The 22,056-nt window shown below is 72.1% G+C and carries 21 protein-coding genes; 15 read left to right on the forward strand and 6 right to left on the reverse strand.

The window, feature by feature from the left end; all coding sequences use genetic code 11:
- Both ACTIFU_RS13390 and ACTIFU_RS13395 read left to right on the forward strand, forming a co-directional pair.
- On the forward strand, nucleotides 1–346 hold a 346-nt coding region (locus ACTIFU_RS13390), incomplete at its 5' end, for a hypothetical protein (RefSeq protein WP_439578812.1).
- 59 nt (nucleotides 347–405) lie between these two features.
- The gene (locus tag ACTIFU_RS13395) at nucleotides 406–825 is read left to right on the forward strand and encodes a rhodanese-like domain-containing protein (protein WP_439578813.1); all 420 of its coding nucleotides are present in this window, start codon (nucleotides 406–408) and stop codon (nucleotides 823–825) included.
- 36 nt (nucleotides 826–861) lie between these two features.
- Here ACTIFU_RS13395 and ACTIFU_RS13400 read toward each other — a convergent pair whose 3' ends face one another.
- Nucleotides 862–2,193, reverse strand: a complete 1,332-nt coding sequence (locus ACTIFU_RS13400) for an aminotransferase class III-fold pyridoxal phosphate-dependent enzyme (RefSeq protein ID WP_439578814.1) — start codon at nucleotides 2,191–2,193, stop codon at nucleotides 862–864.
- Nucleotides 2,194–2,263: 70 nt separating this feature from the next.
- On the opposite strand from ACTIFU_RS13400, the gene ACTIFU_RS13405 reads away from it, so the two are divergent.
- From ACTIFU_RS13405 to ACTIFU_RS13415, 3 genes are all read left to right on the forward strand, one after another.
- Complete coding sequence (locus tag ACTIFU_RS13405) at nucleotides 2,264–3,049, forward strand: SDR family NAD(P)-dependent oxidoreductase (protein ID WP_439578815.1); 786 nt, start codon at nucleotides 2,264–2,266, stop codon at nucleotides 3,047–3,049.
- A gap of 158 nt (nucleotides 3,050–3,207) precedes the next feature.
- Nucleotides 3,208–6,684 carry an indolepyruvate ferredoxin oxidoreductase family protein gene (locus ACTIFU_RS13410; protein WP_439578816.1) on the forward strand — a complete coding sequence of 1,159 codons (3,477 nt, stop codon included), beginning with the start codon at nucleotides 3,208–3,210 and terminating at the stop codon, nucleotides 6,682–6,684.
- Between the two features lie 29 nt (nucleotides 6,685–6,713).
- Nucleotides 6,714–7,859, forward strand: coding sequence for an acyl-CoA dehydrogenase family protein (locus ACTIFU_RS13415; RefSeq protein WP_439578817.1), 1,146 nt, complete (start codon nucleotides 6,714–6,716; stop codon nucleotides 7,857–7,859).
- On the opposite strand, the gene rsmI is transcribed toward ACTIFU_RS13415, so the two are convergent.
- The gene (gene rsmI, locus ACTIFU_RS13420) at nucleotides 7,837–8,751 is read right to left on the reverse strand and encodes a 16S rRNA (cytidine(1402)-2'-O)-methyltransferase (RefSeq protein WP_439578818.1); all 915 of its coding nucleotides are present in this window, start codon (nucleotides 8,749–8,751) and stop codon (nucleotides 7,837–7,839) included. The two genes, ACTIFU_RS13415 and rsmI, sit on opposite strands and share 23 nt — an antisense overlap.
- A 5-nt stretch (nucleotides 8,752–8,756) precedes the next feature.
- Here rsmI and ACTIFU_RS13425 point away from each other — a divergent pair, with 5 nt between their 5' ends.
- The gene (locus ACTIFU_RS13425) at nucleotides 8,757–10,025 is read left to right on the forward strand and encodes a penicillin-binding protein activator (RefSeq protein WP_439578819.1); all 1,269 of its coding nucleotides are present in this window, start codon (nucleotides 8,757–8,759) and stop codon (nucleotides 10,023–10,025) included.
- 12 nt (nucleotides 10,026–10,037) lie between these two features.
- The gene (locus ACTIFU_RS13430) at nucleotides 10,038–11,426 is read left to right on the forward strand and encodes an ATP-binding protein (RefSeq protein ID WP_439578820.1); all 1,389 of its coding nucleotides are present in this window, start codon (nucleotides 10,038–10,040) and stop codon (nucleotides 11,424–11,426) included.
- 78 nt (nucleotides 11,427–11,504) lie between these two features.
- Here the strand turns inward: ACTIFU_RS13430 and ACTIFU_RS13435 are convergent, their stop codons facing one another.
- The 4 genes from ACTIFU_RS13435 to ACTIFU_RS13450 are packed head-to-tail and all read right to left on the reverse strand — an operon-like array spanning nucleotide 11,505 to nucleotide 14,332.
- On the reverse strand, nucleotides 11,505–12,290 hold the full coding sequence (locus ACTIFU_RS13435) for an alanine dehydrogenase (protein ID WP_439578821.1): 786 nt from the start codon (nucleotides 12,288–12,290) through the stop codon (nucleotides 11,505–11,507).
- A gap of 11 nt (nucleotides 12,291–12,301) precedes the next feature.
- Entirely contained in the window at nucleotides 12,302–12,685 is a 384-nt protein-coding gene (locus tag ACTIFU_RS13440; protein ID WP_439578822.1) for a hypothetical protein, read from the reverse strand.
- Nucleotides 12,686–12,710: 25 nt separating this feature from the next.
- Nucleotides 12,711–13,079, reverse strand: a complete 369-nt coding sequence (locus ACTIFU_RS13445) for a DMT family protein (protein ID WP_439578823.1) — start codon at nucleotides 13,077–13,079, stop codon at nucleotides 12,711–12,713.
- Nucleotides 13,076–14,332 carry an AmpG family muropeptide MFS transporter gene (locus ACTIFU_RS13450; RefSeq protein WP_439578824.1) on the reverse strand — a complete coding sequence of 419 codons (1,257 nt, stop codon included), beginning with the start codon at nucleotides 14,330–14,332 and terminating at the stop codon, nucleotides 13,076–13,078. The genes ACTIFU_RS13445 and ACTIFU_RS13450 overlap by 4 nt, the downstream gene beginning before the upstream one ends.
- A 178-nt stretch (nucleotides 14,333–14,510) precedes the next feature.
- Here ACTIFU_RS13450 and ACTIFU_RS13455 point away from each other — a divergent pair, with 178 nt between their 5' ends.
- The 8 genes from ACTIFU_RS13455 to ACTIFU_RS13490 form a co-directional block, all read left to right on the forward strand.
- Nucleotides 14,511–15,377, forward strand: coding sequence for a M48 family metallopeptidase (locus ACTIFU_RS13455; RefSeq protein ID WP_439578825.1), 867 nt, complete (start codon nucleotides 14,511–14,513; stop codon nucleotides 15,375–15,377).
- Nucleotides 15,378–15,764: 387 nt separating this feature from the next.
- Nucleotides 15,765–16,676, forward strand: a complete 912-nt coding sequence (locus ACTIFU_RS13460) for an NAD(P)-dependent oxidoreductase (RefSeq protein WP_439578826.1) — start codon at nucleotides 15,765–15,767, stop codon at nucleotides 16,674–16,676.
- Nucleotides 16,677–16,684: 8 nt separating this feature from the next.
- Nucleotides 16,685–17,503 carry a DeoR/GlpR family DNA-binding transcription regulator gene (locus tag ACTIFU_RS13465; RefSeq protein ID WP_439578827.1) on the forward strand — a complete coding sequence of 273 codons (819 nt, stop codon included), beginning with the start codon at nucleotides 16,685–16,687 and terminating at the stop codon, nucleotides 17,501–17,503.
- On the forward strand, nucleotides 17,500–18,558 hold the full coding sequence (locus ACTIFU_RS13470) for a four-carbon acid sugar kinase family protein (protein ID WP_439578828.1): 1,059 nt from the start codon (nucleotides 17,500–17,502) through the stop codon (nucleotides 18,556–18,558). Before ACTIFU_RS13465 ends, ACTIFU_RS13470 begins: the two co-directional genes overlap by 4 nt.
- Nucleotides 18,555–19,580, forward strand: a complete 1,026-nt coding sequence (gene pdxA, locus ACTIFU_RS13475; protein WP_439578829.1) for a 4-hydroxythreonine-4-phosphate dehydrogenase PdxA — start codon at nucleotides 18,555–18,557, stop codon at nucleotides 19,578–19,580. The genes ACTIFU_RS13470 and pdxA overlap by 4 nt, the downstream gene beginning before the upstream one ends.
- Complete coding sequence (locus tag ACTIFU_RS13480; RefSeq protein WP_439578830.1) at nucleotides 19,577–20,641, forward strand: malate/lactate/ureidoglycolate dehydrogenase; 1,065 nt, start codon at nucleotides 19,577–19,579, stop codon at nucleotides 20,639–20,641. Before pdxA ends, ACTIFU_RS13480 begins: the two co-directional genes overlap by 4 nt.
- 1 nt (nucleotide 20,642) lies before the next feature.
- Nucleotides 20,643–21,440, forward strand: a complete 798-nt coding sequence (locus tag ACTIFU_RS13485) for an HpcH/HpaI aldolase family protein (protein ID WP_439578831.1) — start codon at nucleotides 20,643–20,645, stop codon at nucleotides 21,438–21,440.
- A 147-nt stretch (nucleotides 21,441–21,587) separates the two neighbouring features.
- Nucleotides 21,588–22,056, forward strand: a 469-nt coding sequence (locus ACTIFU_RS13490) for a TAXI family TRAP transporter solute-binding subunit (RefSeq protein ID WP_439578832.1), incomplete at its 3' end; no start/stop codon positions are given.

Here is a 22,056-nt window from a genome sequence, read left to right on the forward strand (position 1 = left end):
CGAGATCGGCACACGCATCGCCGCGATCCGCGACGGCACGGGCGAGACAGCCGCCGCGCTCGCGGCGATCGGCGGCGAGATCCGCTCGATCGACACCGTGCTCGCCCAGCTGGTCTCGACCGTGGAGGCGCAGTCGCAGGCTGTACGCGGCATCGCTTCCGGCGCCGCCAGGGTCGCTGGTGGCTCGGCGGATGCGCGCCAGGGCATGCAGATGCTCGATCGCTGTGTCGCCACCGCCGACGCTGCGGTGGTGGAGGTCGCCCACGGCATCACCGCCCTGAGCGAGGAGGTGGCCGCGTTGGACCGCGACGTCACGGACGTCATCGCTGAGCTCAACGCAGCCTGACGGGTCGGGGGCAGAACGCCTCGCATGCGCAACTGAACCAGTCACACAGGAGACGACAGATGAACCGCAGAGCTCTTGCCGCCGCCCTCGTCGGGCTGACGCTTGGCGTGTCCGGCGCGCGCGCCGATGCGCCGATGACCATCGCGGGCGCGACCACGGTCGACGCCAAGGCCATCATCGCCTTGATGGAGAGCAAGCCCGACCTGGTGATCATCGACAACCGCCGCGCCGAGGACTACGCGAACGGCTTCATCGAGGGTGCCGTGCGCGTGCTCGACACCGACATGACCGAGGCGGTGCTGGCGAGCCACGTCAAGACCAAGGGCACGCCCGTGTTGTTCTACTGCAACGGCGTGAAGTGCGGCCGCGCCGCCAAGGCCACCGAGATGGCAGTGCGCTGGGGCTACACCCAGGTGCACTACTACGCGCTCGGCATGGAGGAGTGGCGCGCGCTCGGCCTGCCCGTCGCCGGCCCCTGATCGCGACGGCCCGCGCCCCGGCGCGGGCCGCATCGCCTACGTGGCGGCGGGTTCGGCCGCCGCATCGCGCAGCACGCGGGCATGCGTGCGCAGCACGTCGCTGAACGCATCCACCAGCGCATCGTCGTCGGCCTGGGTCTGCGGCAGGCTCAGCGCCATGTAGCCGCGGCGCGCCATGTAGATGCCGCGCGCGATCAGCGCGAGGTGCAGCAGCGCGCGTGCCTCCTTCGCTTCCGGCGCGTCCTCGGCCGTGGCGATCGGCCGGTCGGTCGGGTGGATCCCGATCATGCTGCCGAGACCGGTCGCCCGCACGGGCACCGCTGCCGCGACGGCCGCCTCGTTCAGCCGTGCGCGCAGCGCCTCGCCGCGCGCGAACAGCGCCTCTGCCGCCTGCGGCGTGAACACCTGCGTCAGTCCCGCATGGCCGGCCGCCATCGAGGTGACGTTGTTGTTGAACGTGCCCGCATGGGCGAAGGCATCGGGGCGATAGGGATCGTAGCGCTGCATCAGCTCCGCGCGGCCGCCGAAGGCGCCGAAGCTGAACCCGCCGCCGAGGTACTTGCCGAAGGTCGTCAGGTCGGGGTGGATGCCGCGCAGCCCCTGCACTCCGCCCGGGCCGTGGCGCGAGGTCATCACCTCGTCGAGGATCAGGATGATGCCGTGCCGCACGGTAAGCTCGCGCAGGCCACGCAGGAACTCCGCCGTCGCGGGGATCGCGCCCGCGCCACCCATCACCGGCTCCACGATTGCGCAGGCGAACTGCTCCGCGCCCTCGCGCAGCACCGCCTCGACCGAGCCGAGGTCGTTGTAGCGCGCGAGGGCGAAGTCGAACGGGGCGTTGGTCAGCACGCCCGGCTTCAGTGTCAGCACCCCGCCGTGATAGCCGCCACGGAAGCCGAGCACCCGCTTCCGTCCGCTCGCCGCGATCGCGGTGACCAGCGCCATGAGGTTCGCTTCCGTGCCGCTGTTCGTGAAGCGGATGCGCTCGACCGAAGGGAAGCGCGCGGCAATCGCGGCGGCGAGCCTCGCCTCGTACATGTTCGGCCCGCCCAGTACGATCCCGCCCTCGATCGCGCGCCTCGCCGCGGCGACGATCGCCGGGTGCGAGTGGCCGTAGATCCCCGCCGAGTACTCGCCGAGGAAGTCCCGATAGGTGTGGCCGTCGAGATCGGTCACGGTCGCGCCCTCGCCTTTGGCGAAGGCGAGCGGAAAGGGCGTGTAGTGCAGCACCGTGCGCGTGTTGCCGCCCGGCATCACCGCGGCGGCGGCCAGCGCGCGCTCGCGCGAGCGCGGGTTGGCGGCGGTGAAGCGCGCCTCCTCCTCGGCCAGCGCCTCCGTCAGCGACCAGTTGGCGGCGAGCGTCGTCATCGGCCAGTCTCCCGTCTGAGGGCGGCAGCATCGCACGCCAGGATGACAGCGCAACCTGAGGAGGTCGCCGATGCGGCTCGACAGCACGATCGCGGCAGTGGTGACGGGCGGCGCCTCGGGGCTTGGCGAGGCGACCGCACGGCGGCTGGCGGCGGCGGGTGCCCGTGTCGCCGTGCTCGACCTTGATGCGGCGCGCGGTGAGGCGGTCGCGGCCGCGACGAGCGGGCGGTTCATAAGGTGTGACGTGGCCGACTCCGACTCGGTCGCCGGTGCGCTCGCCGAGGCCGAGGCCGTGCACGGGCCGGCCCGAGTCGCGGTCGCCTGCGCCGGCATCGCCCCGGCGCAGCGGCTGGTCCGCCGCGACCGCGCGACCGGGACGCTGAAACCCCATGACATGGCGCTGTTCGAGCGCGTGGTCGCGGTGAACCTGCTCGGCGCGATGCGGCTCGCGACCCATGCCGCCGCCGCGATGGCCGCGCTTGATCCGCTGGGCGAGGATGAGGAGCGCGGTGTGATCGTGCTCGCGGGCTCGATCGCGGCCGAGGATGGACAGATCGGCCAGACCGCCTACGCGGCCAGCAAGGGTGGCGTACTCGGCTTCACCCTGCCGGCAGCGCGCGATCTCGCCGAGTGGGGCATCCGGGTCGTGACCGTGCTACCTGGCGTGTTCCGCACGCCGATGGTCGCGGGCCTGCCCGAGGAGGTGCAGGCAGTGCTCGGGGCGCAGGTGCCGTTCCCGCGCCGGCTCGGCCGGCCGGAGGAATTCGCCCGCGTGGTCGTCGAGATCGTCGAGAATCCGATGTTGAACGGCGCCGCGCTCCGGCTGGACGGCGCGCTGCGCATGCCTCCGCGCTGAGCCGTGCGCGACACGGCGTTTCGAAAGCAGTGCAGCAAAGTGCCGCGTCATTGCCGAGCCGGGGCCAAGTCGAGAAGGACATGACGAGGGGTTTTCGGTTAACCTTGTTGTCCTAAATATCCTATCGCGTCGTGCGGTCTGACGGGAGGCGGTGCTGCATGGATTCCCTCAGCGGTCACGCACCCATCACGCTCGAGAGCCGGTTCATCGATCTCGATGCGCCGGTCCTGCTGACCGGTATCCAGGCTCTCGTGCGGTTGCTGCTGGAACAGGCGCGGCTCGACCGGATGGCCGGGCTGCGCACGGCCGGGCTCGTCTCGGGCTATCGCGGCTCGCCGCTCGGCGGGCTCGACAAGGAGCTCTGGCACCAGCGCAAGCTGCTCGACGCGCACGACATCCGCTTCCAGCCCGGCCTGAACGAGGATCTGGGTGCCACCATGCTCTGGGGCGCGCAGATGGTCGACGTGTTCCCGGGCAAGCGTTTCGACGGCGTGTTTACCCTCTGGTACGGCAAGGGTCCGGGCGTCGATCGCTCCGGCGACGCGCTGCGCCACGTGAACTACTTCGGCACCGCGAAGCATGGCGGCGCCATCGCGGTGGCGGGTGACGATCACGCGGCGCAATCCTCGGTGCTGCCGCACCAGACCGACCAGGTGTTCGAAGCGGTGATGATGCCGGTGCTGAACCCGGCCGGTGTCGAGGAGGTGCTGTCGCTCGGCCTCACGGGCCTCGCGATGAGCCGGTTCTCGGGGCTGTGGGTCGGGCTCAAGACCATCGCCGAGACGATCGAGGGAGCGGCAACCCTGGTCGTTCCGGCTGCGCGCCGTTACGGTACGCCTGCGGATGTCGCGATCCCGCCGCATGGCCTCAATCTCGACCCGACCTTGCGCTGGCCGGCCGAGCGTGCCGAGCTCGAGCGCCGCGTGGTCGAGGAGCGGCTACCGGCCGCGGTGGCCTTCGCGCGCGCCAATGCGCTCGACCGCGTGCTCTGGGGCCGCCCGGACGCGCCGATCGGCATCGTCACCACCGGCAAGGCGCATCTCGACGTGCTGCGCGCGCTCGACGATCTCGGCCTTCCGCCCGCGCGCGCGGGCGGGGCGGGGATCGCGCTCTACAAGGTGGCGATGACCTGGCCGATCGAGCCCGAGGGGCTGATCCGGTTCGCCACCGGCAAGCGCGCGATCATCGTCATCGAGGAGAAGCGCAGCCTGGTCGAGCGGCAGGCGCGCGACGTACTGTACAACCTGCCCGCCGACCGGCGCCCGGCGATCGCCGGCAAGCGCGGGCTGAACGGGGCAAAGCTGCTGCCCGAGGCGGGCGAGTTCTCGCCCTCGACAGTCGCCGGGGCGCTGGCGCGCTTCCTGGGCACGCTCGGGATCACCGCCGCGCCGCCGGTGCTGGACATGCCGCCGGCGGCCGAGGCGCTGAAGCGCGCGCCGTTCTTCTGCGCCGGCTGTCCGCACAACACCTCGACCGCGGTGCCGGACGGATCGCAGGCGCTGGGCGGGATCGGCTGCCACACGCTGGCGCTGGGCGAGATCGGCCGCGCCAGGACCGTGACGCATATGGGCGCCGAGGGCGTCACCTGGGTCGGGCTCGCGCCCTTCACCGAGATCCCGCACATGTTCGTCAACATGGGCGACGGCACCTATCAGCACTCGGGGATCCTTGCGATCCGCCAGGCGGTGCTCGCCGGCACCACGATGACCTACAAGCTGCTCTACAACAGCGCGGTGGCGATGACCGGCGGCCAGCCGGTGGACGGCGCGCCGTCGGTCGCGGCGATCGCGACCCAGCTCGCCGCCGAGGGCGTCACCCGGATCGCGGTCGTTGCCGACGACGCGGCGCGGCTGCCGGCGGCGCGCGACCTGCCGCCCGGCACCGAGCGGCACACCCGCGAGGCGCTGATCGACGTGCAGCGCCGTTTCCGCGAACTGTCAGGCGTGACGGTGATCATCTACGATCAGATCTGCGCGACCGAGAAGCGACGCAAGCGCAAGCGCGGCGCGATGGCGGTGGCGGACGTGTCGGTGGTGATCAACGAGCGCGTCTGCGAGAACTGCGGCGACTGCACCGTGCAGTCGAGCTGCGTCGCGGTCGAGCCAGTCGAGACCCCCTATGGCCGCAAGCGCCGCATCTCGCCATCGACCTGCAACACCGATCTCTCCTGCCTCAAGGGCTTCTGCCCGTCCTTCGTCACGGTGGGCGCGGCGCGGAAGGCCCCGACGCCGAGTGCGCGCATTCTCGAGATGGAGGCGGAGTTCGCGCGCAGCCTGCTGGCGCCGCCACCCGGCACGATCGGTGACCGCCCCTGGCGCGCGCTGTTCGCGGGCGTGGGCGGCGGCGGCATCGTCACCACCGGCGCGATCGTCGCGATGGCTGCCCATATCGAGGGCCGCGCGGTGCGCACGCTCGACTTCACCGGGCTCGCGCAGAAGAACGGCGCGGTGGTCGGCCATGTGCAGGTGGCGCGCGACGACGAGGCGCTCGATGTGGCGCGGGTGCCGGTGCGCGGGGCCGATCTGATGCTGGCCGGCGACATGGCGGTCGCCGCCGGGCGCGACGTGCTGCCGCGCGTGAAGCCCGACGCCGTCGTGATCGGCAACGGCACGCTGGCGGCGGTGGCCGCGCTGGTGCGCGACCCGGATGTCGCGCTCGATTCCGCCTGGCACCGGGGTGCGGTCGAGGCCGCGATCCCCGAGGGAACCGCACTGTGGCTCGACGCCGCGCGCATCGCCGAAGCGCTGTTCGGCGAGGCGCAGGCGATGAACACGATCCTGCTGGGCGCTGCCTTCCAGCGCGGCCGCGTGCCGCTGCGCGAAGCCAGCATCCTGCGCGCGATCGAGCTGAACGGCGCGGCAGTGGAGGTGAACCGGCGCGCGTTCGTCTGGGGCCGCGCGCTCGGCCACGACCCGAAGCTCGCCGAGGCTCTGCTCGCCGTCCCGCGCGCGCCGGACTCGCTCGACGCTTTCGTCGCCGAGCGCGCGGCCGAGCTGGTGCGCTACCAGGACGACCTTCTGGCTGCGCGTTACCGCGCGCTGGTCGAGCGCGCCGCCGCACGCGAGGCCGAGATCGCCGGCGCACCCGGCGCGTTCGCGCGCGCCGTCGCCGAGGCGTATTTCCACGTGCTCGCCTACAAGGACGAGTACGAGGTGGCGCGGCTGCTCACCGACGAGGCCTTTCTCGGTGGCCTCCGCGAGGGCTTCGGTGCCGACGCGCCGCTCACCTTCCATCTCTCCCCGCCGATCCCGTTCCTCGGCCGCGACCCTGCGACGGGACGGCGGCGCAAGCTCGCCCTGCCGGGACGCTGGATGCTGAAGCTGTTCCGCCTGCTGCGGCGTGGCAAGCGGCTGCGCGGCTCGCTCGCCGATCCGTTCCGCTGGCAACAGGACCGGCGCATCGAACGGGCGATGATCCCGGCCTTCGAGCAGGACGTGGACGCCGCGCTCGCGCATCTCTCCTCCGAGACACTGCCGATGGCGATCGAACTCGTGCGGCTGCCCTTTGCCGTGCGTGGGTTCGGCCCGCTCAAGCGCGACAGCCACGCCCGGGCCGAGACTCGGCGCGAGGCGCTGCGCGCACGGCTTGCCTCGCCGCAACCCTTGCGTGTGGCGGAACCCGTCGCGGCGGCGTAAGCGAAGGGCACGACGGAGGAACGCGCCCCATGCTTGAACGCACACCGGCGGAACTCGCCGAGACCCGCAGCCTCGTGGTCGAGACCGCGCGCGCCTTCGCGCGCGAGAAGCTTGCGCCCGGCGCGGCCGCGCGCGAGCGCGCCAAGGCGATCGAACCCGCGATCATCACCGCCCTCGGCGAACTCGGCTTCCTCGGCGCGACCGTCGCCCCCGAATGGGGCGGCGCGGGGCTCGACTATCTCACCTATGCGATGGCGCTCGAGGAGATCGCCGCCGGCGACGGCGCGGTCTCGACGCTCGTCTCGGTGCACAATTCGCCGACCTGCCTGATCCTGGAGCGCTTCGGCACCGAGGCGCAGAAGCAGCGCTTCCTCCGCCCGATGGCGACCGGCGAGGCGGTCTCCTGCTTCGCGCTGACCGAGCCGCAGGCCGGCTCGGACGCCTCGGCGCTGCGCACCCGCGCGGTGCGCGACGGCGACCACTGGGTGATCGACGGGGCGAAGCAGTTCATCAGCAACGGCCGCATCGCCAAGGTCTGCGTGCTGTTTGCGGTGACCGACCCGAAGGCCGGCAAGAAGGGCATCTCCTGCTTCGTCGTGCCGACCGGGACGCCCGGCTTCACGGTCGCGCGCGTCGAGGAGAAGCTCGGCCAGCTCGCCTCCGACACTTGCGCGCTCGCCTTCGAGGGGATGCGCGTGCCGGCGGATGCGGTCGTGGGCGCGGAGGGCGAGGGGTATCGGATCGCGCTCTCGACGCTGGAGTCCGGGCGGATCGGCATCGCCGCGCAGAGCGTGGGCATGGCGCGCGCGGCCCTGGACTACGCGGTCGCCTATGCCAAGGAGCGGATCGCCTTCGATCGGCCGCTGATCGAGCACCAGGCGGTGCAGTTCCGCCTGGTCGAGGCGCGGACGAAGCTGGAAGCCGCCCGGCAGCTCACCCATCTCGCCTGCCGGAGGAAGGACGCGGGCGAGCCGTCGCTCGAGGCGGCCTGCATGGCGAAGCTGTTCGCCTCCGAGGTCGCGGAGACGATCTGCTCGGTGGCGATCCAGACGCTGGGCGGCTACGGGTATCTTGCCGAGTATCCAGTCGAGCGGATCTATCGTGACGTGCGCGTGTGCCAGATCTACGAGGGCACCTCGGACGTGCAGAAGATCATTCTCGGCCGGATGCTCTGAGCGCGCGGGCATAGACGTCGCGCCGGGGCCGGCCGGTCGCGGCGGCGACCTCGGCGGCGGCGTCGCGCACGCCGAGGCCACGCGCAAGCGCCGCGCGCAGCATCTGCTCCACCGCCGCATCGTCCGCCGCCGCCTCTCCCGCACCCGGACCGACCACGACGACGATCTCCCCGCGCGGCGTCGCCTCGGCGTATCGCCGTGCGAGGTTGCCCAGCGTGCCGCGCGCGACCTCCTCGAACAGTTTCGTCAGCTCGCGCGCGACCGCGGCCGGCCGCGCAGCTCCGAACACATCGGCGAGATCGGCGAGCAGCGCGCCGAGCCGCCGTGGCGCCTCGAACAGCAGCAGCGTCGCCGCGAGCCCGGCCGCCTCCCAGCGCGCGAGCTCGGCGATGCGCGCGCGGCGCGCTCCGGCCCTGGGCGGCAGGAAGCCAAGGAACAGGAACGGTGCCGGCGGCAGGCCGGAGACCGCGAGCGCCGCGAGCGCGGCCGAGGGGCCGGGGACCGCGGTCACGCGATGTCCCGCCGCGATCGCCGAGCGCACGAACCGATACCCAGGGTCCGAGACGAGCGGCGTGCCCGCATCGGAGACGAGCGCGAGCCGCTCGCCGGACGCGAGACGTGCAAGCAGGCGCGGGGTCATCGCGTCCTCGTTGTGCTCGTGCAGCGCGATCAGCGACGGCGCGAGCCCGTGGCGGGCTGCCAGTTTCGCCGTCACGCGTGTATCCTCGCACAGTACGGCGTCGACCGCGGCCAGCACGGCGATGCCTCGCGCGGGCATGTCGCCGAGATTGCCGATCGGCGTCGCCACCAGCGTCAGCGTTCCAGGGGGGCCGGCAGCGCGCTTCGCCTCGTCTGAAGGAGGGTGCATTGGTGACACTTCGGACTCGTCCATGGACAATGCTTAGCATCGCGCTCGGCGCGCTGGCGCTTGCCGCGTGCGCGGCCCAGCCGACCACGCGGCAAGGCCCGGGCATCGCCACGCCGGTCGGGATCGGTGTCGGGGCGTTGCCGCGCCCGACGGTCGGGCCGGACGGCAAGATCCGCGCCGCGCTGCTGCTGCCGCTCTCGGGGCCGCACGCCGCCGTTGGCGAGGCCATGCTGAACGGCGCCTCGCTCGCGCTGTTCGAGCAGGGTGGCGATCGGGTGGAGCTGGTGCCCAAGGACACCGGCGGCGATGGCGGCCGGGCCGCCGCCGCGGCGCGCCAGGCGATCGACGAGGGGGCCTCGATCGTGCTCGGGCCGCTGTTCGCCGGCGAGACCGCCGCGGTCGCGCAGGTCGCGGGTGCCGCGCGGGTGCCGGTGCTAGCGTTCACCACCGACCCTGCGCAGGCCCGGCCGGGTGTCTGGATCCTGAACCTCCTGCCGGAGCCGCCGGTGCGTCGCGTGGTTGCTGCGGCACGTGCCGCGGGGGCGACGCGGTTCGCCGCGATTGTCCCGGAGAGCGCGTTCGGACGGCTGGTGCTGACCGCCTATCGACGCGCGGTCGCCGATGTCGGCGGGGTGATGGTGCGCGAGGAGGTCTATTCGGGCACCAACCCTGACCCGGCGGTGCGCCGGCTCGCCAACTATGCAGGGCGGCGCGCGCCGATCGATGCGCAGATCCGCGCCGCCCGCGCGGCCGGCACCGCGGAGGGGCGCAGGCGCGCGGCGCAGATCCAGCGCGAGGCGCGCATCCCGCCGCCGGATTTCGACGCGCTGCTGGTCGCGGACGGTGGTGAACAGCTGCGCGCGGTCGCGGCCCTTCTGCCGTTCTACGACATCGACAATCCGCCCGTGCGCATCCTCGCGACACATCTGCTTGCCGCGATGCCGGATGCCGGGCGCGAGCCCGCCCTGATCGGCACGTGGTATGCCGCCCCGGACGAGGCCCGGCGCGAGGCGTTTGAGGCGCGATTCCGCGAAGCCTACGGCACGGCCCCGCCGATCGTCGCCGGGGTGGCCTTCGACGCCGCGGCGATCGCGGCCGCCCTTGCCGCCGGCGGCGGGCGGCGCGAGCCTTCGGCAGTCTCGCTCGTCCAGCCGGAGGGCTTCGTCGGCGCGCTCGGGATCGTGCGCCTGCTGCCTGACGGCACCAGTCAGCGCGGCCTGTCGCTGATGGAGGTCCGGCGCGAGGGTGTGCGGGTGATCGAGCCTGCACCGGAACGGTTCGACGATCGCATGTTCTAGCCTGTGGCCTCGGTGCCCGAGGGTCCTGGCCGACCGACCCTGCTGGTGGCCGGCACGGCGGCAGCCATCGCGGCTGCCCCGGCGGCGATCCTCGCCGCGCTTGCCGCCTCCGATGCGATTCCGCCTGCTGCCGCGGGCTGGCTCGCGCTCGGCGTCGCTGCCGCGGCGCTGCTCGCCGGGCTGATCTGGTACCGCGACCTGGTGCGCCTGTCGCGCGCGCTTGGCCGCGCCGAGGCCGGCCGCCCGCCGGACGATCTGCCGCGCCTGCCGCCGCTGCGCCGGATTGCCGAGGCGGCGGACCGGCTGGCCCGCTCAATCCGGGCGCGGACGCAGGAGATCGATGCGCTCTCGCGGGCAGCGGTGCGGATCGTCGAAGGACTGCCCGATCCGCTTCTCGTGCTCGACCGCGACGGGCGTCCGGCGACGTGGAACGGGGCGGCCCGCGAGACCTTCACCCCGCCCGGGGCAGCGGCGCCAGATCTCGGCGCGCTGCTGCGCCACCCTGCGCTGCGGGCGGCGGTGGATCGCGTCGCCGCGGGTGGTGCGAGCGAGAGCGTCTCGGTAACGCTGCCGGTGCCGGTGGAGCGCGAGCTGCTGGTGCAGGTGATCGGGCTCGATCCGCCGCTTCCGGATGGCGGGCGGATCCTGCTGGTGCTGTCGGACCGCACGCGCGAGCGGCGGGTCGAGCAGATGCGCGCCGACTTCATCGCCAACGCCAATCACGAGCTGCGCACTCCGCTCGCGAGCCTGGTGGGGTTCATCGAGACGCTGCGCGGCCCGGCCGCCGACGACACCGAGGCGCAGGCGCGCTTCCTCGGCATCATGGCCGAGCAGGCGCGGCGGATGAGCCGGCTGATCGAGGACATGCTGTCGCTCTCGCGCATCGAGATGAGCGAGCACATGCCGCCCAGGGGAACTGCCGACATTGCGGCCCTGGTGCGGCGCACCGCCGAGGCGCTGGAGCCGCGCATGACAGCGCGGCGGATGCGCATCGAGCTCCAGGTGGCCGACGACGTGCGGCCGATCCTTGCCGATCCGGACCAGCTAGCCCAGGTGGTCGCGAACCTGCTCGACAACGCCGTGAAGTACGGGCGCGAGGGCGGACGGATCGGCATCCGACTGGCAGCCACACCGCCGGCCGGCGCCCGCCCCGCCGGCATCACGCTCGCGGTGAGCGACGATGGCCAGGGCATCCCGCGCCAGCATATCCCGCGCCTGACCGAGCGGTTCTACCGGGTCGATGCGGCACGCTCGCGTGCGGTCGGCGGCACCGGGCTCGGGCTCGCGATCGTCAAACACATCCTCAACCGCCACCGCGGCAGTCTGGAGATCGAGAGCGAGGAGGGGAAGGGCTCAACCTTCACGGTCTGGCTGCCGGCGACCGAGCCGGAGCGCGGCTGAGCATGCCCTCCGCACAAAGGGCGCGATCCTGGTGCGGAGGGCACGCGCAGGGCTGGTGTGGCGGCCGCGCGCCAGGCATCACGGAACGATCGCCTCCTCCGCGCGCCAGACCTTCTCGCCAAGCGCGGCCGCGACGGCAGGGTGCGTGATCCGCCCGGCATGCACGTTCAGCCCCGCGAGCAGATGCTGATCCTCAGCCATGGCGCGGCGCCAGCCCTTGCCGGCGAGCGCCAGCACGAAGGGCAGCGTGGCGTTGTTCAGCGCTGCCGCCGAGGTGCGCGCAACCGCGCCGGGCATGTTAGTGACGCAGTAGTGCACGATCCCGTCCACGACATAGGTCGGCTCGGCATGGGTGGTCGGGCGCGAGGTCTCGAAGCAGCCGCCCTGATCGATCGCGACATCCACCATCACCGAGCCGGGCTTCATCTGCGCCACGGTCGCGCGGCTGACCAGCTTCGGCGCCGCAGCCCCCGGCACCAGCACGGCGCCGATCACCAGATCCGCGCGCAGCACCTCGCGCTCGATTGCGTCCATGGTGGCGTAGACGGTCGCCAGACCGCCGTTGAACTCCTGGTCGAGCGCATCGAGGCGGCGGACGTTCTTGTCCAGCACGGTCACACGCGCACGCATCCCCACCGCGATGCGCGCGGCGTTCGAGCCGACCACGCCGCCGCCGATGATGCAGACGCGGCCCGGCCGCACGCCCGGCACGCCGGAGAGTAGGATGCCGGCCCCGCCCGCCTCCTTCTCGAGGCAGCGCGCGCCCACCTGCACCGCCATCCGTCCCGCGACCTCGCTCATCGGCGCGAGCAGGGGCAGGCCGCCTGCCGCATCCGTCACAGTCTCGTAGGCGATCGCGGTCACGCCGGACGACATCAACGCGTTCGCCTGCGCCCGATCAGGGGCGAGGGGGCTTCACGCCGGGCGGGTACGCCTGATGGACCGTTCGCCTGCGCCCGATCAGGGGCGAGGTGCAGATAGGTGAACAGCACCTGGCCTGCGCGCAGCATCGCGCACTCGGCGGGCTGCGGCTCCTTCACCTTCACGATCAGTTCGGCCGCGGCGAACACCGAGGCCGCCTCGGGCAGGATGGTCGCGCCGACCGCGGCGTAGGTGTCGTCGGTGAAGCCGATCCCCGCGCCCGCGCCGGCCTGCACCAAGACGGCGTGGCCATTGAGGATCAGTTCGCGCACGCTCGCCGGCATCAGCCCGACCCGGTACTCGTGCACCTTCACTTCCGTCGGCACGCCGATCTTCACGCCAATCCTCCCTTCCCCGCGACCGTCACTTTTGCACAGGCAGGAAGATGAAGACCACGGCCGCCACAAGGCAGGCCGAGGCGGCGAGATAGTTCCAGGTCAGCTGCTCCTTGAGGAACCAGACCGCGAAGCCCGCGAACACGGTCATGGTGATGACCTCCTGCATCACCTTGAGCTGCTGAGCCGTGTAGGTGCCGAAGCCGATCCGGTTCGCCGGCACGGCAAGGCAGTATTCGAAGAAGGCGATCCCCCAGGAGACGACGATCGCCAGGCCGATCCCCCAGTGCGGCTGCTTCAGATGGCCATACCAGGCGAAGATCATCAGCACGTTCGACAACAGCAGCAGTACCGGCGGCAGCACCCAGGCGAGCCAGGGCGCGGGCATCGGGATCATCGCGCGTCGTCTCCATTCTCGCGGGGCGGGAAGCGGCTGAGCAGCGCCAGCATCAGTGCCATGCCGGGCAGGGCTGCGGCGGTGGTCATCAGGAAGAACGGCGTCCAGCCCATCGCCTCGGCGAGATAGCCGCTGGTGGCGCCGAGCGTGCGCAGCGGCACGGCAGCAAGGCTCGACAGCAGGGCATACTGGGTCGCGGTGAACGCGGTGCTGGTCAGGCCCGAGAGGTAGGCGACGAAGGCCGCATCGGCGAGCCCGTCAGTGGTGTTCTCGACCCCCACCTGCAGCCACAGCATCGGCACCGAACGACCGGCCTCCGACAGCGCGACATACATCAGGTTCGACAGCATCTGGCCGAGGCCCGTGACCAGCAGCGCCCGGCCCACGCCGATCCCTGCGACCAGCATGCCGCCGAGCGCGACGCCGGCCAGCGTCGCGAACAGCCCGAACACGCCCGACACCGCGGCGACGTCGAGCCGCGAGAAGCCGAGCGCCCGGTAGAACGGCGCGGTCATGATGCCGGCAAGCGCCTCGCCAAGCTTGTAGAGCGCGACGAAGCCGAGGATGAGCGGCCAGCCGGGGCGCGTCAGCATGTCGCGGAACGGATCGACCACGGCCAGTCTGAGCCTGGCACCCCAAGCGGCGGGCGCGGGGGTGCCGGGCGCGAGCGGCTCGCGCGCGAGGAACAGCGTGGTCGCGAGGCCGATGCCGATGAGCGACGCCAGCACCAGGAACGCGGCGCGCCAGCCGAAGAACTCGGCCATCGTCAACGCGCCGGCATTGCCGACCAGCATGGCCACGCGGTAGCCCCAGACATAGGCGGCGAGGCCGAGCCCCTGCCGGCTCGGCGGCAGGGATTCGATGCGGAACGCGTCGATGACAATGTCCTGGGTGGCGGACAGGAACGCGACCGCGACCGCGATGGTGACCGTGGCGCGTGCATTCGTCGCCGGGTCGGTGAGCCCGAGTGCGGCGATCGCAAGCGCGAGCGCCACCTGAACCGGCGCCAGCCAGCCTCGCCGCCGCCCCAGCGCCGCGACCGGTGGACGGGCATGGTCGAGCACCGGGGCCCAGACGAACTTGAACGTGTAGGCAAGCCCAATCAGCGCGGTGAGGCCGATCTCGCCGAGCGGCACGCCGCCCTCGCTGAACCACTGCCGCAGCGTGAATCCGGTCAGCGGCAGCGGCAGCCCGGCCGAGAAGCCGAGCAGGAACAGCACCGCGAGCGTGCGGTCGGGGCGCGGCCAGGTCATCGGGCCGGGTCGGCGGCGTCGGTCACGCGGACGGTGCGGCTTCGGACAGCATGGCGGAGGAACCTCCGAGTTGGGCGGCGCCGGGCATCGTTCCGCGACTCGCACGGCTGGAGGGTTATCGGAGCGCGGTGAAATGATACTCTAAGCAGGCTTCGTCCACAGGCTGGGGAATCGTATCGTGAGATCGGAGACGTCAGGCGCGCTTGCCGCGCCCGCCTATTGCCACCGCCGCCGCGACCTGATCGCAGCCGGCGCGAGGGTGCTCACCGCGATGGCGCTCGGGCTGCCGCTCTCGGGCTGCACCGAGAACCCGCAGCTCGGCCGCTCGCAGCTGATCCTGGTGTCCGACGCCGAACTGGAACAGATGTCCAACCAGGCCGAGCAGGACATCCGCAGACGGACCGGCGTGCTGCGCGATCCGCCGCGGCAACGCCGTCTCGAGAACATGGCAGGCCGGCTTTCCTCGGTCGAGGGCGCACCGCAGCCGAGCCGCGGTTTCCGCCCGGAACTGCTGGCCGACCGCAGCGTCAATGCCTTCGTGCTGCCCAACGGCTACTCGGGGTACCATGACGGCCTCTGGCGCTTCACCGGCGGCAATGACGGCGAACTCGCCCTCGTGATGGGCCATGAGATGGGGCACCTGACTGGGCGGCACGCGCAGGAGCGGGTGAGCCAGCAGCTTGCGCTCTCGATCGGCGCCGCGGTGGTGGGCACCGCGGCCGGGGCTGCTGTCGGGCGGCGCTACTCGCCGGCGATCGGCGCGGCACTCGGACTAGGCGTGGCGCTCGGCGGCTCGGCCTTCTCGCGCAGCCACGAATACGAGGCCGACCGGCTGGGCCTGCTCTACTCCGCGCGTGCCGGTTACGACCCGAATGCCGGCCAGCGCTTCTGGGACCGCATGGAGGCGCAGCAGGGCCGGAGTAGCGCGCCGAGTTTCCTGTCGACGCATCCGTCCTACGGCGACCGGCGCCAACGCCTGACCGCGCTCGTGCGCGAGGACCCGGACATCGTCCAGGCCATCCAGGCACGCCGTCGGACGGGGTAGGGGGCCGGAAGAGCACGCGGCGGCCGAGGGGCCGCCGAGCCGGGCGATCGCTGGCCGCGGCCGCTCGGCGCGGCGTCAGCGCCATGATCATCTCCTAACGTGGCTTGGATGGCGGGTGCGGAAGCACGATGGAGGGCGAAGAGCCCAGGCTTCCATCCGCTGTAGTCTGCTCAGGCTTCGGCAGTTGTGCTTCCGGTGCCATCGAGGTGCTTCGTCATGGGCTTCCATCCTTCGAATGCCCGGCTACCCGGTCAGTTCCATCCGGCCCCATCGTCCGACCCCCGGGGGCCCACTCCAAGAGCTTGCCAACGATCGCTCATTTTTGGCACGTTTTGGACTGTTGACCGCAGAGTTTGACTGATCGTCGGACGAGAAGGGCTGGAGGGCATGGGAGCGCGCGCGCGGGTCGGCTACATCGGCGTCGGGCTGATGGGGCACGGGGCGGCCAAGCACATTCTGCTCAAGGGCTATCCGCTGACGATCCTCGGCCACCGCAACCGTGCGCCCGTCGAGGACCTCGTGGCGCAGGGGGCGACGGAAGCGCGCAGCCCCGCCGAGGTCGCGCGGGCGAGCGATATCGCGTTTCTGTGCCTGCCCTCTTCGGTCGAGGTCGAGGCGACGGTGCTCGGCGAGAACGGCGTGATCGAGGGTCTCGGGCCCGGAACGATTCTCGTCGACAGCACTTCGGCGGACCCGACCTCGACGCGCCGGCTCGGCCGCATCCTGGCCGAGCGCGGCATCGGCCTGGTCGACGCCCCGGTCGGGCGCACCCCGCGCGAGGCCGAGCTGGGCAAACTCTCGACCTTTCTCGGCGGCGATCCGGCGCATGTCGCGCGCGTCCGCCCGATCGTCGAGTGCTACGCCGACACGATCATCGAGGCGGGCGAGCTCGGCGCAGGACACACGCTGAAGCTCGTCAACAACTTCATCTCGATCGGCACCTCGGCGGTGATCGCCGAGGCGGTGGCGACCGCGAGCAAGCTCGGCGTCGATCTGCGCAAGCTCTACGAGGTGGTCTCCGCCGGGGGCGCGAACAGCGCGATGTTCCAGATGATGATGCCCTGGGCGCTGGAGGGCGACGACAGTCGGCTGAAGGGCCCGATCCGGATCGCCGCCAAGGACATGCGCACCTACTGCCGCATGGCGGAGGCCGCACCCGCCGCCTCCTTCGTCGCGCAGGCCTGCAGCCAGGTGTGGCAGATGGCGCTCGCGCAGGGCCATGGCGAGCGCTTCATGCCGGTGCTGCCCGAGATCGTCGCGCGGCTCTCGCGCGGGCACGTGCGCGACCTGCCCGAGTGACGGCGCCAGTGCCGCGCCTGCGCCAGTCCGTCACCGTTGAGCCGCCGCTGATTCCGGCCGCGCGGCAGGCGCGCATTCTCGACCATCTGAAGAGCCGCAGCGTGGTTGCGATCGCCGAGCTCGCGAGCGCGATCGGCGTCTCGGCCTCGACGGTGCGGCGGGACCTCGACGACCTCGCCGCCGCCGGGCAGCTCCGGCGCACCCATGGCGGCGCGGTCGCGCTCGGTGCGGCGCGCACGACCTTCGAGCCTGCCCCGGCGATCGCCCAGCACGCCCGCTCGGTGGCGAAGCGCGCGATCGGCGAGGCGGCCGCTGCGCTGGTCGAGCCCGGCCAGAGCGTGGTGTTCGACAGTTCCTCCACGGTGCTGGAGGCCGCGCGCGCAGTGGTCGCGCGCGGCGTGGCGATCACGGCCGTGACCAATGATCTGCGCATCGCCGCGGTGCTGGCCGACGCACCGCGCATCCGCGTGATCGTGCCGGGCGGCACGCTGCGTCCAGGCTCTCTGACACTCGTCGGCGAGCCCGGGCAGTCCTTCGCGCGCGGCCTTGCCGCCGACATCGCCTTCCTCGGCGCGCATGCGATCGCCGACGGCACGATCAGCGAGACCTCCATCGAGGTGGCCGGAATCAAGCAGGCGATGGCCGAAGGCGCGCGCCATCTCGCCGTGCTGACGGACGCCAGCAAGTTCGGCGTCGTTGCGTTCTGCAAGGTGCTCGTGCTGCCGGCGGGCGCCCTTGTCGTCACCGACGATACGCTCGATGGCGCTGTTCGTCGGGGCCTCGCCGCCCGCGGCGTCGATGTGGTCGGCGTGCCGGTGCCGGCATGACCGGGCTGCGTCTGCTGGCCGACGACCTGACCGGCGCGCTCGACGCGGCAGCACCCTTCGCGGCGTCGCGCGGGGCGATCGCCGTGCGCTGGCTGGCAGCGGATGATGCGCCCGGCGAAGCCGACTGGTGCGGCGGAGATGCGGCGATCTCCACCAGCTCGCGCGACCTCACGGCGCCGGAGGCGGTTCGGCGCGTGTGCCGGCTCGCGCCAGGGCTCGCGGTCGGCCTGCCCGCGTTCAAGAAGATCGACAGCCTGCTGCGCGGCAATACCGCCACCGAGATCGTCGCCGCGCATCGCGCCGGCGGCTTCACGACCACCCTGGTCGCGCCGGCGTTTCCCGCGCAAGGACGGTTCGTGCGTGCGGGCCGGCTGTGCATCGCCGGCGGCGGCGCGCGGCATGGCGTCGATCTTGCGGTCCTGCTTGCCGCGGCGGGAGCCGAGCGCGGCATCACGGTCTGCGATACCCTCGCCGCAGACGATCTCAACAGCCTCGTCGCAGCGCATCGCCGGGACGAGGGCGTCCTGTGGGCGGGATCCTCCGGGCTTGCGCGCGCGTTCGCCGCGGCGGTCCCGATCTCGGCCGTGCCGCAGGCCGCGCGGGTGCTGATCGTCGTGGGCAGTCTCCATGCCGTCACGCGTCGAGAGGTCGCCGCGATTGCGGCGGCAACGCCGGAGAGCGTGATCTCCGATGATGGCGGTCGCCCGGTCGGCGAGATCGCCGCCGCCGTCGCGCGGCGGTTGGAGTCTGAGCGCCCCCTGCTCATCGACGCCGCCGTGGAGGGTGCTCGCATGCGCGCGCTGTTCGTTGCCCTCGCGCGCATTGCCTGCCCAGAGCTCGTCGTCGTGGTCGGGGGCGACACGCTGCTGCGGCTGCTCGGCGCGCTCGGCTGTCGGCGCGTCGCGGTACGCGGCGAGGTGGCGGTGGGGCTGCCGCTGTCCACGCTCGTCGACGGCGCCTGGGCGGGCGTGCCGCTGATCAGCAAGTCCGGCGCCTTCGAGGACGGCGGGCTGCTCAGGCGTCTCCTCGGCCTGGCGGAGAGGATTGGCGCATGATGCCGCCGGTGATCGCGGTCACCATGGGCGATCCGGCCGGGATCGGCCCGGAGATCGCGCTCAAGGCGGCGCGCGATCTCGCCCCGCGCATGGCGGCCGGCGCGCTTCGCGTCGTGATCGTCGGCGCGATGGCTGAACTCGCGCGCACCGACGCTGCCCTTGGCCTCGGCGCGCGGCTGCGTCCGGGCCTTGCGGCGGTGGTTTGGCCGGAGGTCGCGGTGATCGAGACCGCACCCGCGCGCGCCCCGATCGCATTCGGCGAGGTCTCGGCCGCGGCCGGCCACCTCGCCTACGAGGCGGTCGCGACCGCGGTACGGCACGCGCTCGCAGGCGACGTCGCGGCGATCGCCACCGCGCCGCTCAACAAGGAGGCGCTCAACCGCGGCGGCCATCGTTACGCCGGCCATACCGACATGCTGGCGGACCTGACGGGCGCGAAGGACAGCTGCATGATGCTCGCGCATGGTGCGCTGCGAGTCACGCACGTCACCACGCATGTGGCGCTCGCGCGCGTCCCCTCCCTGCTCACGCCCGAGCGGCTCGACCGCACGTTGCGCCTGACCTTCGAGGCGCTTGCCCGGCTCGGCATGGCCACGCCGCGCGTCGCGGTCGCCGCGCTCAACCCGCATGCCGGCGAGGGCGGGCTGTTCGGCACCGAGGACGACAGCGTCACCGTGCCGGTGCTGCGCGACTGGCGCGCGCGTGGCTTCGACGTGCACGGACCCGTTCCGGGCGACACCGTGTTCGTCAGGGCCGCTGCCGGACAGTTCGACGCGGTCGTCGCGATGTACCACGACCAGGGCCACATCCCGGTGAAGCTGCTCGGCTTCCGGATCGACCCCGCGTCGGGGGCGATGGCGGAGCTCGGCGGCGTGAACGTCACGCTCGGCCTGCCGATCATCCGGACCTCGGTCGATCACGGCACCGCATTCGACATCGTCGGGAAGGGGATCGCCAACCCGTCGAGCATGATCGAGGCGATCGAGTTTGCCGCGCGGCTTGCAACGGGCGGCGCGGCATGACCGGCATCGCCGCCGCCACGCTACACGATGTCCTCGCGCGGCTGATCCGCGCCGGCGGGTCAGAGCGGGCGGAGGCTGAGGCCGTGGCGGCACACCTCGTCGAGGCGAACCTGGTCGGCCATGACAGCCACGGTGCGATCCGCGCGCCCAAGTATCTCGCCTGGGTCGCTGCCGGCGAACTGCTGGCCAACCGGCAGGCCACGCTGGCGGTCGACGCTGGGCCGCTGGTGGTGGTCGATGGCGGCTTCGGCTACGGGCAGGTGATCGGCGCGGAAGCGATGGCGCTCGCGATCGGGCGCGCGCGCACCCACGGGCTCGCGCTGGTCGGCATCCGCAACAGCGGCCACCTGGGGCGGATCGGCGCCTGGGCCGAGATGCTGGCCGAGGCCGGGCTGGTCTCGGTGCATTTCGTCAACACCTCCGGCTACGGCATCCTGGTCGCCCCGCATGGCGCGACCGAACGACGGCTCTCCGCCAACCCGATCGCTGCCGGCGCGCCCGGACCCGACGGCCCCATCGTGCTCGACATCGCCACCTCGGCGACCGCGGAAGGGAAAATCCAGGTCGCGCGGAACAAGGGCGAGACGCTGCCGCCCGGCGTCGTACTCGATGGAGCGGGGCGGCCGATCACCGATCCGGAGGCGTTCTATCGCGATCCGCCCGGCGCGATCCTGCCCTTCGGCGGCCACAAGGGCTCGGGGCTATCGGTGTTCTGTGAGATCCTCGCCGGCAGCCTGACGGGCGGCGGGTCGAGCCACGCCGCAAGCCCGACCGCGTGGCGGCTGGTGAACAACATGCTCACCCTCGCGATCGATCCGTCACGGCTCGGCGGCGCGCACGACGTCGGCGCCGACATCGCGCGGCTCACGGACTGGGTGCGGAGCGCCCGCCCCGCGGTGCCGGGCGAGCCGCCGCTCCTGCCCGGCGAGATCGAGCGGCGCACCCGCACCGAACGCCTGCGCAACGGCATCCCGCTCGACCGGGAGACGATGCGGCAGCTCGCAGAAGCCGCCGCAGCGCATCGCGTCACTCTGCCCTTTCCCCTGGCGGAGATCGCATGACATGACCCCACCCATCCGCCCCAATGCCGTGCGCGAGACGCTGCGCAGCGGCGGCACGGCCTGGGGCGTCATGGCGTTCGAGTTCTTCACACCGGGCCTGCCCTTCGTGCTCGCCGCTGCTGGCGCGGAGTTCGTGCTGCTCGACATGGAGCACTCGGGCATCGGTATCGAGACGATCAAGCAGCAGGTCGTGTTTGCCAAGGCCGCCGGCATCGTGCCCATGGTGCGCGTGCCGGGGCATGGCTACCACCTGGTGGCACCCGTGCTCGATGCCGGTGCGCAAGGAATCATGCTGCCGATGACCGAGACGCGCGCGCAGGCCGAGGCGCTGGTCGCGTGGTGCCGCTATCGGCCGGAGGGGCGGCGCGGCCTCGGCTTCGGCGTGGGCCACGACGACTGGCAGGGCGCGGATCCGCGCACGGCGACGCGCGCCGCGAACGAGGCCGTGCTGACGATCGCGCTGATCGAAAGTGCGGCCGGTGTTGATCACGCGCACGAAATTCTCTCGGTGCCTGGGATCGATCTCGCCTGGCTCGGCCACTACGACCTCTCCGACAGCCTGGGCGTCGCCGGCGATTTCGAGCACCCGCGCTACCAGGCGGCGGAGACGCAGCTGATCGAGGCGGCGCGCGCGACCGGCACGCCGCTCGGGTGGGTGGCGAGTGCCGCCGCCGCCGCACGCTCGGCGCTTGCACGTGGCTTCCGCTGTCTCTGTATCGGCCACGAGGTCGCCGTGCTGCGCAGCGCGCTCACGGCGGCGTTCGCTGAGGCGCGCGCTGACCGTGCGGAGAGTGCGTGATGCCGGACGATCGGCGCGAGGGGCCAGTGCCGTCGAGCAGGACTGTCCGGTGCTCGATCTTCAGGCTTGCAACGATCCACGTGAATTCGTTGACGTTCTGCAGATCGTGTGCTGGCCTTCATCATCAACCAACAACGGGAGGAAACCATGCGCAGGCGTGACTTCACGGCAGCGGCAGCGGCGCTGATGCCGGCTTGGGTGGTCGGTGCGGGTGCGGCGCGCGCTCAGACGCGTTTCGTGCGGATCGCCACCGCGGGTTCGGGCGGCAACTTCTACCGTCTTGGCAGCGGGCTTGCGGCGATCTGGAACGATACGGTTCCGGGCGTGCGCGCCTCGATCCAGGCGACTGGTGGGACGGTGCAGAACGTTGATCTGCTGGCGGAGCGGGAGGTCGAGATCTCGTATCTTGCCGGCAACATCGCCGAGCTCGCCTACAAGCACGAGGGTCAGTTCGCGCAGCGTCCGCAGGGCCGCTATCGTGGGTTGCGGGCGATCGCCACGCTCTATCCCAACCCGCAGTGGTTCCTTGCGATGTCGTGGGCGCCGGAGATCAAGTCGGTGCGCGACCTGAAGGGCAAGCGCGTCTCGGTCGGGATGCAGGGCAGTCAGGGCGAGG

The organism is Elioraea sp. (genome assembly GCF_051860475.1).
GTDB lineage: Bacteria > Pseudomonadota > Alphaproteobacteria > Acetobacterales > Acetobacteraceae > Elioraea.